The 12,252-nt window shown below is 44.4% G+C and carries 17 protein-coding genes; 11 read left to right on the top strand and 6 right to left on the bottom strand.

All coding sequences use genetic code 11. From position 1 onward, the window contains the following. The first annotated feature begins 48 nt into the window (after positions 1-48). The 5 genes from AC30SH_RS00625 to AC30SH_RS00605 all read left to right on the top strand — a co-directional run bounded on the left by AC30SH_RS00625 (position 49) and on the right by AC30SH_RS00605 (position 4,221). Positions 49-444, top strand: coding sequence for a pyrimidine dimer DNA glycosylase/endonuclease V (locus AC30SH_RS00625; RefSeq protein WP_212510084.1), 396 nt, complete (start codon positions 49-51; stop codon positions 442-444). A gap of 87 nt (positions 445-531) precedes the next feature. Further along, entirely contained in the window at positions 532-1,827 is a 1,296-nt protein-coding gene (locus tag AC30SH_RS00620) for an NAD(P)/FAD-dependent oxidoreductase (protein WP_489581954.1), read from the top strand. A 131-nt stretch (positions 1,828-1,958) separates the two neighbouring features. After that, complete coding sequence (locus AC30SH_RS00615; protein ID WP_212510086.1) at positions 1,959-2,738, top strand: amino acid ABC transporter substrate-binding protein; 780 nt, start codon at positions 1,959-1,961, stop codon at positions 2,736-2,738. Beyond that, positions 2,722-3,444 carry an amino acid ABC transporter permease gene (locus tag AC30SH_RS00610; RefSeq protein WP_315027748.1) on the top strand — a complete coding sequence of 241 codons (723 nt, stop codon included), beginning with the start codon at positions 2,722-2,724 and terminating at the stop codon, positions 3,442-3,444. Before AC30SH_RS00615 ends, AC30SH_RS00610 begins: the two co-directional genes overlap by 17 nt. Positions 3,445-3,453: 9 nt before the next feature. Further along, positions 3,454-4,221 (top strand): amino acid ABC transporter ATP-binding protein, encoded by a 768-nt coding sequence (locus AC30SH_RS00605; RefSeq protein WP_212510088.1) that lies wholly within the window; start codon positions 3,454-3,456, stop codon positions 4,219-4,221. Positions 4,222-4,229: 8 nt separating this feature from the next. Here AC30SH_RS00605 and AC30SH_RS00600 read toward each other — a convergent pair whose 3' ends face one another. The 5 genes from AC30SH_RS00600 to AC30SH_RS00580 form a co-directional block, all read right to left on the bottom strand. Further along, positions 4,230-4,517 (bottom strand): DsrH/TusB family sulfur relay protein, encoded by a 288-nt coding sequence (locus tag AC30SH_RS00600; protein WP_212510089.1) that lies wholly within the window; start codon positions 4,515-4,517, stop codon positions 4,230-4,232. 2 nt (positions 4,518-4,519) lie between these two features. Next, positions 4,520-4,882 (bottom strand): sulfurtransferase complex subunit TusC, encoded by a 363-nt coding sequence (tusC, locus tag AC30SH_RS00595; RefSeq protein ID WP_212510090.1) that lies wholly within the window; start codon positions 4,880-4,882, stop codon positions 4,520-4,522. Continuing rightward, positions 4,879-5,256: a sulfurtransferase complex subunit TusD gene (tusD, locus tag AC30SH_RS00590; RefSeq protein ID WP_212510091.1), complete on the bottom strand. Its 378-nt coding sequence runs from the start codon at positions 5,254-5,256 to the stop codon at positions 4,879-4,881. Before tusD ends, tusC begins: the two co-directional genes overlap by 4 nt. Positions 5,257-5,258: 2 nt before the next feature. Further along, entirely contained in the window at positions 5,259-5,927 is a 669-nt protein-coding gene (locus AC30SH_RS00585; RefSeq protein ID WP_212510092.1) for a helix-turn-helix transcriptional regulator, read from the bottom strand. Positions 5,928-6,004: 77 nt separating this feature from the next. Then, positions 6,005-6,733: an FKBP-type peptidyl-prolyl cis-trans isomerase gene (locus tag AC30SH_RS00580; protein ID WP_212510093.1), complete on the bottom strand. Its 729-nt coding sequence runs from the start codon at positions 6,731-6,733 to the stop codon at positions 6,005-6,007. Between the two features lie 89 nt (positions 6,734-6,822). Between AC30SH_RS00580 and AC30SH_RS00575 the strand changes: the two genes are divergently transcribed. Then, the gene (locus AC30SH_RS00575; RefSeq protein WP_212510094.1) at positions 6,823-7,044 is read left to right on the top strand and encodes a SlyX family protein; all 222 of its coding nucleotides are present in this window, start codon (positions 6,823-6,825) and stop codon (positions 7,042-7,044) included. 58 nt (positions 7,045-7,102) lie between these two features. On the opposite strand, the gene pgdx is transcribed toward AC30SH_RS00575, so the two are convergent. Further along, the gene (gene pgdx / locus AC30SH_RS00570) at positions 7,103-7,831 is read right to left on the bottom strand and encodes a hybrid peroxiredoxin PGdx (RefSeq protein ID WP_212510095.1); all 729 of its coding nucleotides are present in this window, start codon (positions 7,829-7,831) and stop codon (positions 7,103-7,105) included. Between the two features lie 154 nt (positions 7,832-7,985). Between pgdx and oxyR the strand changes: the two genes are divergently transcribed. From oxyR to waaF, 5 genes are all read left to right on the top strand, one after another. Further along, positions 7,986-8,882: a DNA-binding transcriptional regulator OxyR gene (gene oxyR, locus AC30SH_RS00565; RefSeq protein ID WP_109128741.1), complete on the top strand. Its 897-nt coding sequence runs from the start codon at positions 7,986-7,988 to the stop codon at positions 8,880-8,882. 12 nt (positions 8,883-8,894) lie between these two features. Next, positions 8,895-9,515 carry an HTH-type transcriptional repressor FabR gene (gene fabR, locus AC30SH_RS00560; RefSeq protein WP_006719775.1) on the top strand — a complete coding sequence of 207 codons (621 nt, stop codon included), beginning with the start codon at positions 8,895-8,897 and terminating at the stop codon, positions 9,513-9,515. Next, positions 9,511-10,011 carry a protein disulfide oxidoreductase gene (locus AC30SH_RS00555; protein WP_212510766.1) on the top strand — a complete coding sequence of 167 codons (501 nt, stop codon included), beginning with the start codon at positions 9,511-9,513 and terminating at the stop codon, positions 10,009-10,011. Before fabR ends, AC30SH_RS00555 begins: the two co-directional genes overlap by 5 nt. Positions 10,012-10,186: 175 nt before the next feature. Further along, positions 10,187-11,110 (top strand): ADP-glyceromanno-heptose 6-epimerase, encoded by a 924-nt coding sequence (rfaD, locus tag AC30SH_RS00550; RefSeq protein ID WP_212510096.1) that lies wholly within the window; start codon positions 10,187-10,189, stop codon positions 11,108-11,110. 84 nt (positions 11,111-11,194) lie between these two features. After that, positions 11,195-12,238: a lipopolysaccharide heptosyltransferase II gene (gene waaF, locus AC30SH_RS00545; RefSeq protein WP_212510097.1), complete on the top strand. Its 1,044-nt coding sequence runs from the start codon at positions 11,195-11,197 to the stop codon at positions 12,236-12,238. The last annotated feature ends 14 nt before the right edge of the window (positions 12,239-12,252 follow it).

The raw sequence follows: 12,252 nt of genomic DNA, 5'->3' as shown, positions 1-12,252 counted from the left end.
CCGATTTCTTCTAGTATGATGCATCATTTTTAACCTTATAGAAAAAGCATGACCCGAATCAACCTAGTGCCACCTGCCGAATTATGCGATCAACATTTACTCGCCGAACACCGCGAACTCACTCGCATTCCCAATGCCGTCGCCAAAGGCAAATATCATTTAAAAGGACAACCAGCAGAGTACAAACTCGGCGAAGGCCACGTTCGTTTCTTCTTCAACAAAATGGCTTTTTTGAAAAAACGCTACGATCTTCTGCATGCCGAATGCAAAGCGCGCGGCTTTAACGTGCAATACATTTGGAATGAAGAGTTGCCGCAAGATCCCACGTTATGGCAAGATTACGAACCCACAGAAGCAGCCCTCGCGCTCAACCGCGCACGTATTCAAGAACGCATGCCGGCAAAGGCGAGATTTACGCCATATAAAATTCAGGTAGAAAAATAACCGCACTTTTTCGTGTGTTTGTTCAAATATTGACTTCTCCCCCTTGCGTAGTAATATGCACCCACTTTTCATTACAGGCGTTTATTTATGCTAGCGTTTTCACATCAAGAACATATTGAATCCTATTATTCTGTCACCCGTAACCAACATTTCGAGTTACCGCCATTAAATCAAAAAGAATCGGCTGACGTGTGCATTGTCGGTGCAGGCTTTTTCGGCTTATCCACGGCATTAGAACTTGCCGAACAAGGCAAAAGCGTAATCGTGCTGGAAGGCGCGCGGGTTGGCTTTGGCGCATCTGGGCGTAGTGGTGGGCAAGCCATTAACGGTTTTGAAGACGGCATCGATGAATATATCGAACAAGTAGGCTTAGAAACTGCCCGTAAGCTATGGCAAATGTCCTTAGAAGCCATTGATATTATTGATGAACGCATTGCGAAATACGGCATTCAGTGCGATTGGAAGAAAGGCTATGCAACGTTGGCGCTCAACGAGCGGCGCATGGAGGATTTAATCGCCATTGAAAAAGCCAGCCACGAGATTTTCGGCTATCAAAATATGCAGCTATGGGACAAGGCAAAACTGAAACAACATCTCGGCAGCAAAATTTATTGTGGTGCGTTGTATGACAGTAATTCTGGGCATTTGCATCCGCTCAATTATTGCTTAGGTTTGGCAAAAGCTTGTTTGGATTTGGGCGTGCGTATTTATGAGCAATCGCCTGTGGTGGATTTACGTGAAAAGGCGACAGAAATTGAAGTGATAACCGATCAAAGCGCTGTCATCGCCAAAGATGTGGTGCTGGCAACCAATGCCTACATCGCAGCCTTGCCGAAAAGCATTCACCACGGGATTGCACGCAAAATTCTGCCGGTAGAAAGTTTTATCATCGCCACCGAACCGCTTGATCAAGCCACCGCCGATTCCGTGATCAACAACGGTATGTCTGTGTGCGACAGCAATTATTTGCTGGATTATTACCGCCTAAGCGCCGACAACCGTTTATTGTTCGGTAGCGATTCCAGTTCCGAGAAAAACATGATTGAGGTCATGCGACACAATATGTTGCACGTTTTCCCACAGTTGGAAAACGTTAAAATTGATTACGGTTGGAGCGGCCCTATCGACATGACCATCAATTCCAATCCGCATTTCGGACGCATTTCGCCGCATATCTATTTTGCCCACGGCTATTCCGGCCACGGCGTGGCGCTCACCGGTTTGGCGGGACGTGTTGTCGCAGAAGCCATTTTAGGTAACGACGAACGCTTGGCTATCTTCACTAAATTAAAAGTGCCTTCAATATTCGGCGGCAAATTAGTGAAGAACCTGGCATTAAAAATCGGCGTGAACTATTACCGTTTCTTGGATAAATACCGTTAATCTGACGCCATTATTTTATTTCTTTTGGTTATACGATAGAGAAAATGATTATTTTATCGTGCATAAATTTACTGTAATAATTGACCGCACTTTTGGTCTTATTAAGTCAATTTGCAAGAGAGGAATAACTGATGAAAAAATCCATTTTCGCAAACGTATTACTGTTATCCGGTTTGGCACTGGGTATTACCACTCAAACCATGGCGGGTGAAATTTCTGACCGTGTAGAAAAAACCAAAACCTTATTAGTGGGCACCGAAGGCACTTATGCCCCTTTCACCTTCCACGATGACAGTGGCAAATTAACCGGTTTTGATGTGGAAGTCATTGAAGCCGTAGCACAACGTTTAGGGTTAACCATTCAATTTAACGAAACCCAATGGGATTCTATGTACGCAGGTTTAAACGCCAAACGTTTCGACTTAATCGCCAACCAAACCAACCCAAGCCCGGAACGTTTGAAAAAATACCTTTACACTGCGCCGTATAACTATTCCACCGCAGTTATCGTGACCAAAGAAGGTGACGATAGCATTAAAACCTTTGAAGATTTAAAAGGCAAAAAAGCGGCACAATCCTTAACCAGTAACTACGGCAAAATCGCCAAAGCTAACGGGGCAGAATTAATCGTGGTGGACGGTTTGGCACAAGCGTTGAAACTAATTGCGCAAGATCGCGCCGAAACAACAGTGAACGATCACTTGGCTGTTTTGGATTACTTCAAAAAGCAACCAAATGCCGGTTTAAAAATTGCCGTAAAACGTGACGAAAAAGTGCCTTCCGGCTTCGCCGTATTAAAAGGGGAAGAACCGCTGATCGAAAAAATCAACCAAGCATTGGAAGAGTTAAGAAAAGACGGCACCTTGAAACAAATTTCAATCAAATGGTTCGGTGATGACATTACTCAATAATTTCCTCGCGTCACTTCCCTTTATGAATGCAGAAAGAGCTGATGAGGTCATCAGCTCTTTTTGGCCTATGTTGGAAGCCGCCATTGATAAAACCATTCCGCTGGCGGTGATTTCTTTCTTTGCCGGAGTCGCTATCGCGTTAGTTGTGGCGTTGATTCGCATTGTGAAAAAGCCAAATCTCGGCATGCGTTTATTGCAAATACTTTGCCGTATTTATGTTTCCACCATTCGCGGCACGCCGATGTTAGTGCAGATTTTCATTATTTTCTACGGGCTACCTGAAGTGGGCATTAAGCTCGATCCGTTCCCCACCGCGATTATCGCCTTTTCCATTAATATTGGCGCTTATGCCTCGGAAACCATTCGCGCGGCGATTTTATCCATTCCGAAAGGACAGTGGGAAGCCTCCTATTCCATTGGCATGAATTATTATCAAACCTTCACTCGCACCATCATGCCACAAGCCTTACGCGTATCGGTGCCGCCATTGGCAAACACCTTTATCAGCAACGTGAAAGATACTTCTTTGGCGTCGTTAGTGTTAGTGACGGAAATGTTTCGCGTGGCACAAAACATCACCGCAGAAAACTATGAATTTATTATGATTTATAGCGAAGCCGCACTGATTTACTGGTGCATTTGTTTGATTTTATCCTTTGCACAAGACCGCTTGGAACAACGCCTATCCCGTCATCTCAAGGCTTAAGGAAATCACATGTTAGAAGTGAACAACATCCATAAAACATTTAATGGCAATCCAGTGCTCAAAGGGATCGATTTTCACATTGAAAAAGGCGAAGTCGTGGCGATTCTCGGCCCTTCCGGCTCAGGCAAAACCACCTTTTTGCGCTGTTTAAACCTATTGGAACGCGCTGAACAGGGCACACTGCGTTTTACCGACGGCAGCCTCTTCTTAGATTTTGCCAAGAAAATCAGCAAAGCGGACGAACTCAAATTACGTCGTCGCTCATCTATGGTGTTTCAGCAATACAATTTGTTCCCCCATCGCACCGCACTGGAAAATGTAATGGAAGGGATGGTCGTGGTGCAAAAGAAAAGCAAGGCAGAAGCGGAACAACACGCCGTGGAATTGCTCACCAAAGTGGGTTTAAAAGACAAAATGCACTTGTATCCATCACAACTTTCCGGTGGTCAGCAACAACGGGTAGGCATTGCCCGCGCGTTGGCGATTCAACCGGATATTATTCTACTGGACGAACCCACCTCGGCGTTAGATCCGGAATTAGTGGGCGAAGTGCTACAAACCCTAAAACTCTTAGTACAAGAAGGCTGGACGATGATTATCGTGACCCATGAAATGCAATTTGCCCGCGATGTGGCGGATCGAGTCATTTTGATGGCTGACGGGAATGTGGTGGAACAAAACAGCGCGCGCGAATTTTTTGAAAATCCACAACATGAACGTACTAAGCAATTCTTGTTGCAGGCAAAAATTCCCGTTTGCGTGGAATATGAAATTTAACCCGTTCTTTATAGGGCAATTTGTGGGAAATACTGTTCGCTGAGCGCGACAAAATCCGCTAACGAAATGGACCGCACTTTTGCATCATTTGGCAGAAGTGCGGTTAAATTTCTCGCCAAAATATCGTTCTCGAAGGCAAAACAGGGAGCATGACAACGCGCCAACACATCTGCCTGTTTTAACGCCAGCAACACGCCATCCTGCCATAACACCACCGCATCCTGCGCCGTGGCATTTAGCAAATAATGTTCCAGTTCCGTTTGTGAATAATGGGCTTGAGAAAAAGTATAAAGCATAATCAGAAAGTCAGAATTTTTTCACTTTGTTGTAGGATTTGTAACAACTGTTGACGCGGTAGTACATCACAATCCAAGACGAAATCCGACGATGTCAGCTGAAATTGTTGCAGTGAATCAGCACACACATAGCGCTGTTCGATATCGTATAAATCCAATAATTTCAATGCACTTGCCGTGTCTTTTTGCAACACGGCTTCCGCTTGTTGCTGTTTTTGCAAGTTCAACACGCCGTCATCTAGGAAAAACACCGCAATGTCTTCTTCCACACAAAATGCCGTAGCGGCAAGCAGCGCATCTAACCCTTCCCGTGTATTGGCCGTGCCATAAGGCGCATGTCGAAAAATAAAGGCAAGTTTACTCATACGGTTATCACCCGATCGGCTTGAAGCAAGGCTTGGCTAAACTCACCTAAGCCGGCAAGTTGAAAAACGTCCGCCAAACTGACCGCACTTTTATCCGCCGCCGACTCGCTGTCCACCACGCCACGGCGTTGCGCTGCGGCAACACATAAATGTAACGGCACATTAAACTGACGAGAAAAGGCTTGCCATGCTTTGACTAAATTGAATTCATCATTGGCGGGATACACCAAGGCGTTGCCATTGCTGACACCGTCTTGATAGAAAAAGATTTGTCGGATGTGATGTTTGTGAACCAGTTCTTGGGCTAACTGATACGCAAGAAAAGCGCCTTGGCTCCCATAAACCGGCTGTTTAACCACCAATATATAATCCATGATTACTCGTCCTGATCCTGTTTGATTTGGCGGATATATAAATACACGGTATGACGGGAAATGTTGAGGCGTTCCGCCACCAAGTTGATGGCATCTTTAATGTCAAAAATGCCTTTCTCATACAACGAAACGACAATTTGGCGGTTTTTATTATTATTTGCCACCATACGGTCGGAAGTCACTTCCTCAATGGTTTTTTCGACGGTTTGCACCACCAGTTCTTCCACTGAACTGGCAAAGTTCACCGCAGAGGTTTCACTGTGATCCGATGCCGGAATAAAGTTTTGCAAGAATTGCGACATGGGCACATCTAGATTGATGTTGATGCAAAGCAGACCAATGATACGTTTTGCGCTGTTACGAATCGCGATAGTCACTGACTTCATCAAACCACTGCTTTTCTTAGCGCGGGTAAAATACGGTTTGCTGACGCTTTCCGATTTCATATTGTGCAATGAACGCAACGCAAGATCCGTCATGGGCGAGCCCACTTGGCGGTTGGTGTTATGTCCGTTAGCGATGTAAATAGCGGAGTGTTCTAAATCCTCAAAAGAATGTAGAACGATTTCACAATGTTGCCCGATGAGCGCACTGACACCGTCAACCACGGCAATATAGGAATGTAAAATCGTGCGATCTTCGTCGGTAAAAGGGCGTTTATCTGTGAGCATGAAAGAGCGTGTTGAGTTGATTCAGACAAATAACCGCACTTATCAGTTCAACACCGAAAAGCGCGGTCGTTTTTTAGTTATTTTTTCGCAGGAGTCACGTCTAAGACTTCGACGTCAAAATAAAGTGTTGAATTTGGTGGAATGCTCGCACCGGCACCGTCTTTGCCATAAGCTAAATCCGGTGGTAACACCAATTCGATTTTACCGCCTTTTTTCACTAATTGCAGACCTTCCGTCCAACCTTTAATCACTTGGTTCAATGGGAATTCCGCTGGGGTACCACGTTGTACGGAACTATCAAACACCGTACCGTCAGGTAATTTGCCGGTATAGTGTACTTTTACGACATCTGTCGCATTGATCGCATTGCCGGAACCGGCTTTTTCTACACGATATAACAAACCGGAAGCGGTTTTCTTCACGCCATCTTTTTTAGCAAATTCTGCGGCAAATTTATTGCCTTCCTCTTCGGCTTTCTGTGCCACTGCAGCGGCACGTTTTTCACTCTCTGCTTTTAATTTAGCATCAATGCCTTGCAAAGCAGTCGCGATGTCTTTGTTGTCTTCCAACTTAACTTTGCCGTTTAATACATCGGCAATCCCGGCCACCACTTTTGCGTTGTCATAGTCGATAACGCCTTTTTGTGCATTGATAAGGCCTTGTAAATCAGTACCAAACAACACACCGACGGCATAAGAAGATTCTCCTTTGAATTTAGCATCGTTTTGTTCAGCTGCTAAAACGTTGCCGGAAATGACCGCACTTAACATGAGCGCTAAAGCGGAGACTTTTTGAATTTTTAACATTGTGTTCAATCCTTTATAATAAGTGACAGATGCGTTGGATAGGGTAAAACGGATTCAACAAATTCACAACATTTATTTAGGAAATTATTATGTCGATACAACAACATTTAGAACAGCGAATTGCCGAGTTGGAAATGAAAGTCACCTTTCAGGAAACGGTGATTGAAGAATTGAATCAGGCGTTAATCGAGCAGCAATTTATTTTAGACAAAATGCAACTTCAGCTCCGTTATGTGGTGAATAAAATGAAAGACATGCAACCTTCTAACATCGCCAGCCAAGCGGAAGAAACCCTGCCACCGCATTATTAACTAAAAAAACAAAAAGGACGTCAACATGACGCCCTTTTTTATTCAGTCTATAGGCTGATTATTTCGCGAAATACGCTTCTAAATCATCGCTACCACCGATGTGTTTACCACCGATGAAGACTTGTGGCACGGTCGCACGACCGGAAACCGCACGCACGCTCACGATAGTAGCATCATGACCTAATACGATTTCTTCAAAGCTTAAGCCTTTGTCATGTAACATTTGTTTTGCTTTTGCACAGTACGGACAACCAGGTTTAGTAAAGATCGCGATGGATTCTTGAACTTGGTGTTGTGGTGCAAGGTATTTCAACATGGTGTCGGCATCGGACACTTTGAACGGGTCGCCCGGCTCATTTGGCTCGATGAACATTTTTTCTACTACGCCGTTTTTCACAAGCATAGAATAACGCCATGAACGTTTACCGAAACCTAAATCTTCTTTACCTACCAACATACCCATGCCTTCGGTGAATTCGCCATTACCATCCGGAACGAAAGTGATGTTGTCGGCTTTTTCGTCTTCTTTCCATGCGTTCATAACGAAAGTATCGTTCACAGAAACCACGAGAATGTCATCAACGCCGTATTTTTTGAATACTGGAGCTAATTCGTTATAACGTGGTAAGTGGGAAGAAGAACAAGTTGGGGTAAATGCACCCGGTAGAGAGAAAACGATAACAGTTTTGTTATTAAATAATTCGGATGAAGTTACATCAACCCATTGGTCGCCTTGGCGAGTGCGGAATGTCACTTGAGGAACTTTTTTACCTTCCATATTGGACATGATTTTTCTCCTATTAATGATGTGGAACGGATTAGAAACTGCTGTACAAAACCTAAACAGTCTCTAAATGACGATGAATTATAGGTAAAATTATGATATAGTCACAATCAATTAATTCTATCCTTTTAATTGCTACTTTCTATAATGAGGACCTATGAATATTCGCGATTTAGAATACCTTGTGGCGCTTGCTGAATACAAGCATTTTCGTCGTGCGGCAGATTCTTGTCATGTCAGTCAACCTACCTTAAGCGGTCAAATTCGTAAATTAGAAGATGAGCTCGGCATTATTTTATTGGAACGTACCAGTCGTAAAGTGTTATTCACTCAATCAGGTTTATTGCTGGTGGATCAAGCCAAAACCATTTTACGAGAAGTAAAATTATTAAAAGAAATGGCGAGCAACCAAGGCAAAGAAATGACCGGGCCATTACACGTCGGCGTCATTCCAACTATCGGACCTTATTTAATGCCGCACATTGTTCCAGCGTTACAACAAGCGTTCCCTGAACTCGAGTTATTCTTGTACGAAGCACAAACCCATCAATTATTAGAACAATTAGAAACCGGCCGGCTCGATTGTGCTATTGTCGCCTCTGTGCGTGAAACCGAACCGTTCATCGAAGTGCCACTATTTAACGAAAAAATGCTACTGGCCGTTTCCGAAACCCATCCTTGGGCGAAGGAAGAGACCATTCCAATGAGCATGCTGAAAGATCGTGAAATGTTAATGTTAGATGATGGGCACTGTTTGCGGAATCAGGCTCTTGGCTATTGTTTCACTGCCGGTGCAAAAGAAAATTCACATTACCAAGCAACCAGTTTGGAAACCTTGCGTAACATGGTGGCGGCCAATGCCGGCATGACCTTAATGCCACAACTTGCCGTTCTTAGTGAGGGCGCTCGTGGCGGCGTGAAATATCTGCCATGTCATACACCACAGCCGGCGCGTGATGTCATTTTAGTTTACCGTCCGGGTTCCCCATTGCGTGTACGTTATGAACGCATTGCCGAAGCGGTTTCTAACTCGATTAAACCGCTTTTAGATTAATGGAGTAAAAGCATGGTCGGTATTCGCGCACAACAAAAAGAAAAAACTCGTCGAGCTCTCATTGATGCCGCGTTCAACCAGTTGACGGCGGAAAAAAGTTTTTCCAATTTAAGCCTACGGGAAGTGTCTCGCGAAGCCGGCATTGCGCCGACCTCATTTTATCGACATTTTCGCGATATGAACGAATTAGGTCTCACCATGGTTGACGAAGCGGGACTAACCCTACGTCAACTCATGCGACAGGCACGTAAGCGCATCGCCAACGGCGGCAGCGTCATTGTGATTTCGGTGGAAACCTTCTTTGAATTCATCAATAACAGCCCGAACGTATTCCGCCTGTTATTGCGCGAAAGCTCCGGTACATCTCAATCCTTCCGTACCGCAGCCGCCCGTGAAATCAAACATTTCATCGACGAACTGGCAGAATACATCGCTCATAAAAACAACTATTCCCAATACATTGCCTACGTGCAGGCGGAAGGCATGGTAACCATTGTCTTTACTGCCGGCGCTAACGCCTTAGACATGAGTAAAACAGAACGGGAACAGTTAAAAGAGCGGTTGATTTTACAGCTCAGAATGTTAGCTAAAGGCACCAAACACGAAGCCAAAGACCGCCATGACATCGATTAATATCAAAAAATTACTGAAAAATGCCGTTTCTTTATTGGTCACTTTACTGATCATGAGCAGTATCTTAGATTTTATTCGCAAACCGACTGTACCGGATAATCTCAACGCCACGGCGTTATACGATTTACAAGGCAACCCGTTTTTTCTGCCACAACTGGATCAAGACAAGCCAACGCTACTTTATTTTTGGGGAACCTGGTGCAGTTATTGTCGTTACACCTCAACGGCAATTAATGATCTGGCAAAAGAAGGCTATCCTGTGGTTTCCGTTGCATTGCGTTCAGGTTCTGCACAAGATGTGGCGAATTATCTGATGGAACATCAATATGGTTTTACCACGGTTAACGATCCGCAAGGAAAATTAGCCACACAATGGGATGTGGGTGTTACCCCCACTATTATCATTTTGCGTCACGGCAAAATGGATTTGGCGACGACCGGTTGGACAAGTTATTGGGGACTAAAAGTACGGTTGTTTTTGGCGACGTTTTTATAAGAAAAAACATATTTAAAACCCATCACACAAAAACCAACATTTTTTGAATATTGACTTTGCCAACAGCATCAATCGGCGAACAATCAAGCCTAACTTGATGGTGAATGCTTTTACCTTGGTGAGCAAATCAATTACAATGAGCGACAACTTTCATATCTAGTAAGAGGACAGAACTATGATTATCGTAACCGGTGGTGCAGGCTTTATTGGTAGCAATATCGTCAAAGCATTAAACGACATGGGCCGTAAAGACATTTTAGTGGTAGATAACTTAAAAGACGGTACAAAATTCATTAATTTGGTGGATTTGGACATCGCCGATTATTGTGACAAAGAGGATTTCATCGCCTCCATTATCGCCGGCGATGATTTAGGCGATATCGATGCCGTTTTCCACGAAGGCGCATGTTCTGCGACCACCGAATGGGACGGCAAATACATCATGCATAACAACTACGAATACTCCAAAGAGTTGTTGCATTATTGCTTAGATCGCCAAATCCCGTTCCTCTACGCGTCCAGTGCCGCCACTTACGGCGACAAAACCAAATTCCGCGAAGAACGCGAATTTGAAGGCCCATTGAACGTGTACGGCTATTCCAAATTCTTATTCGACCAATATGTACGCGCCATTTTACCTGAAGTGCAATCACCGGTGTGCGGCTTCCGTTATTTCAACGTGTACGGTCCACGTGAAGGCCACAAAGGTTCCATGGCAAGCGTAGCCTTCCATTTAAACAACCAAATCCTGAAAGGTGAAAATCCAAAATTATTTGCCGGCAGTGAGAACTTCCGCCGTGATTTCGTCTATGTGGGCGATGTTGCTGCCGTAAACATTTGGTGTTGGCAAAATGGCATTTCCGGTATTTTCAACTGTGGTACCGGAAACGCGGAATCTTTTGCTGAAGTAGCGAAAGCGGTGATTAAATTCCACGGCAAAGGCGAAGTAGAAACCATCCCATTCCCGGAACATTTAAAATCCCGCTACCAAGAATACACCCAAGCGGATTTAACCAAACTCCGTGCCACCGGCTACGACAAACCGTTTAAAACCGTGGCAGAAGGCGTGGCGGAATATATGGCGTGGTTGAATAAATAATTACACCTCCCCATTCAAAACAAAAAGAAAGTGCGGTTAAAATTCATGACGTTTTTTAACCGCACTTTTAGCATAAGGCAAAACATGAATATCCTAATTATCGGTCCCTCTTGGGTCGGCGATATGATGATGTCGCACAGTTTGTATCAGCAACTCAAACGGCAATATCCCAATTGCCAAATTGATGTGATGGCACCGAATTGGTGTAAACCGCTGCTGGCACGCATGCCGGAAGTGCGTAACGCCATTGAAATGCCGCTCGGACACGGCAAATTTGCGCTATGTGAACGTTATCGTTTAGGCAAAGCGTTACGTCATCAGTATGACATGGCGATTGTTTTGCCGAACTCTTTAAAATCCGCGTTTATCCCTTTATTTGCGAAAATTGCCGTGCGTCGTGGTTGGAAAGGGGAAAGTCGTTATTTTTTACTCAATGACTTACGTAACAATAAACGGGATTACCCAATGATGGTACAACGTTATGTGGCATTGGCGTTTGAAAAAAATGCGGTGCCGAAGGCAACAGATATTCCTGTCTTAAAACCTTACTTAACCGTTGAGTCACCCCAGCAGGCAGAAACCTTAAAAACATTTGAAAAACAGACCGCACTTTTAGGCAATCGCCCGATTATTGGTTTTTGTCCAGGGGCAGAATTTGGCCCGGCAAAACGTTGGCCGCATTATCATTACGCGAAATTAGCGGAAATGCTGATTGAAAAAGGCTATGCCGTAGAATTGTTTGGTTCGCCGAAAGACGTAGAAGCCGGTGAACAAATTCGCAATGCATTGCCTGCCGAGTTGCAACCGTTTTGTTTAAATTTAGCGGGACAAACCAATCTGAATCAGGCGGTAGATTTAATTGCTCACTGTACGGCGATCGTGAGTAATGACAGTGGTTTAATGCACATTGCGGCAGCTACTGATCGCCCGTTAGTGGCGCTTTACGGCCCAACTAGCCCAACGTACACGCCTCCACTATCCGATAAAGCAGAAATCATCCGTTTAATTGAAGGCGATTTGATTAAAGTGCGTAAAAGCACCGACAGTGCTGAAGGATATCATCAAAGTTTGATCGATATTACGCCACAAAGCGTATTTGAAAAACTCACCGCATTACTGAATAAATAGTTAAATCACCGCCA

The sequence above is a fragment of the Aggregatibacter sp. HK296 genome, assembly GCF_980469475.1.
This window is presented reverse-complemented; position numbering and strand designations above follow the sequence as displayed.

What these genes read in the sequence shown, in the direction of transcription:
- AC30SH_RS00575 (WP_212510094.1), top strand. Translation starts at nt 6,823, where the DNA reads ATGTCGATACAACAACATTTAGAACAGCGAATTGCCGAGTTGGAAATG.
- AC30SH_RS00610 (WP_315027748.1), top strand. Translation starts at nt 2,722, where the DNA reads ATGACATTACTCAATAATTTCCTCGCGTCACTTCCCTTTATGAATGCA.
- AC30SH_RS00625 (WP_212510084.1), top strand. Translation starts at nt 49, where the DNA reads ATGACCCGAATCAACCTAGTGCCACCTGCCGAATTATGCGATCAACAT.
- AC30SH_RS00615 (WP_212510086.1), top strand. Translation starts at nt 1,959, where the DNA reads ATGAAAAAATCCATTTTCGCAAACGTATTACTGTTATCCGGTTTGGCA.
- fabR (WP_006719775.1), top strand. Translation starts at nt 8,895, where the DNA reads ATGGTCGGTATTCGCGCACAACAAAAAGAAAAAACTCGTCGAGCTCTC.
- pgdx (WP_212510095.1), bottom strand. Translation starts at nt 7,831, where the DNA reads ATGTCCAATATGGAAGGTAAAAAAGTTCCTCAAGTGACATTCCGCACT.
- waaF (WP_212510097.1), top strand. Translation starts at nt 11,195, where the DNA reads ATGAATATCCTAATTATCGGTCCCTCTTGGGTCGGCGATATGATGATG.
- tusC (WP_212510090.1), bottom strand. Translation starts at nt 4,882, where the DNA reads ATGAGTAAACTTGCCTTTATTTTTCGACATGCGCCTTATGGCACGGCC.
- AC30SH_RS00605 (WP_212510088.1), top strand. Translation starts at nt 3,454, where the DNA reads ATGTTAGAAGTGAACAACATCCATAAAACATTTAATGGCAATCCAGTG.
- tusD (WP_212510091.1), bottom strand. Translation starts at nt 5,256, where the DNA reads ATGGATTATATATTGGTGGTTAAACAGCCGGTTTATGGGAGCCAAGGC.
- rfaD (WP_212510096.1), top strand. Translation starts at nt 10,187, where the DNA reads ATGATTATCGTAACCGGTGGTGCAGGCTTTATTGGTAGCAATATCGTC.
- AC30SH_RS00580 (WP_212510093.1), bottom strand. Translation starts at nt 6,733, where the DNA reads ATGTTAAAAATTCAAAAAGTCTCCGCTTTAGCGCTCATGTTAAGTGCG.
- AC30SH_RS00585 (WP_212510092.1), bottom strand. Translation starts at nt 5,927, where the DNA reads ATGCTCACAGATAAACGCCCTTTTACCGACGAAGATCGCACGATTTTA.
- AC30SH_RS00620 (WP_489581954.1), top strand. Translation starts at nt 532, where the DNA reads ATGCTAGCGTTTTCACATCAAGAACATATTGAATCCTATTATTCTGTC.
- oxyR (WP_109128741.1), top strand. Translation starts at nt 7,986, where the DNA reads ATGAATATTCGCGATTTAGAATACCTTGTGGCGCTTGCTGAATACAAG.
- AC30SH_RS00600 (WP_212510089.1), bottom strand. Translation starts at nt 4,517, where the DNA reads ATGCTTTATACTTTTTCTCAAGCCCATTATTCACAAACGGAACTGGAA.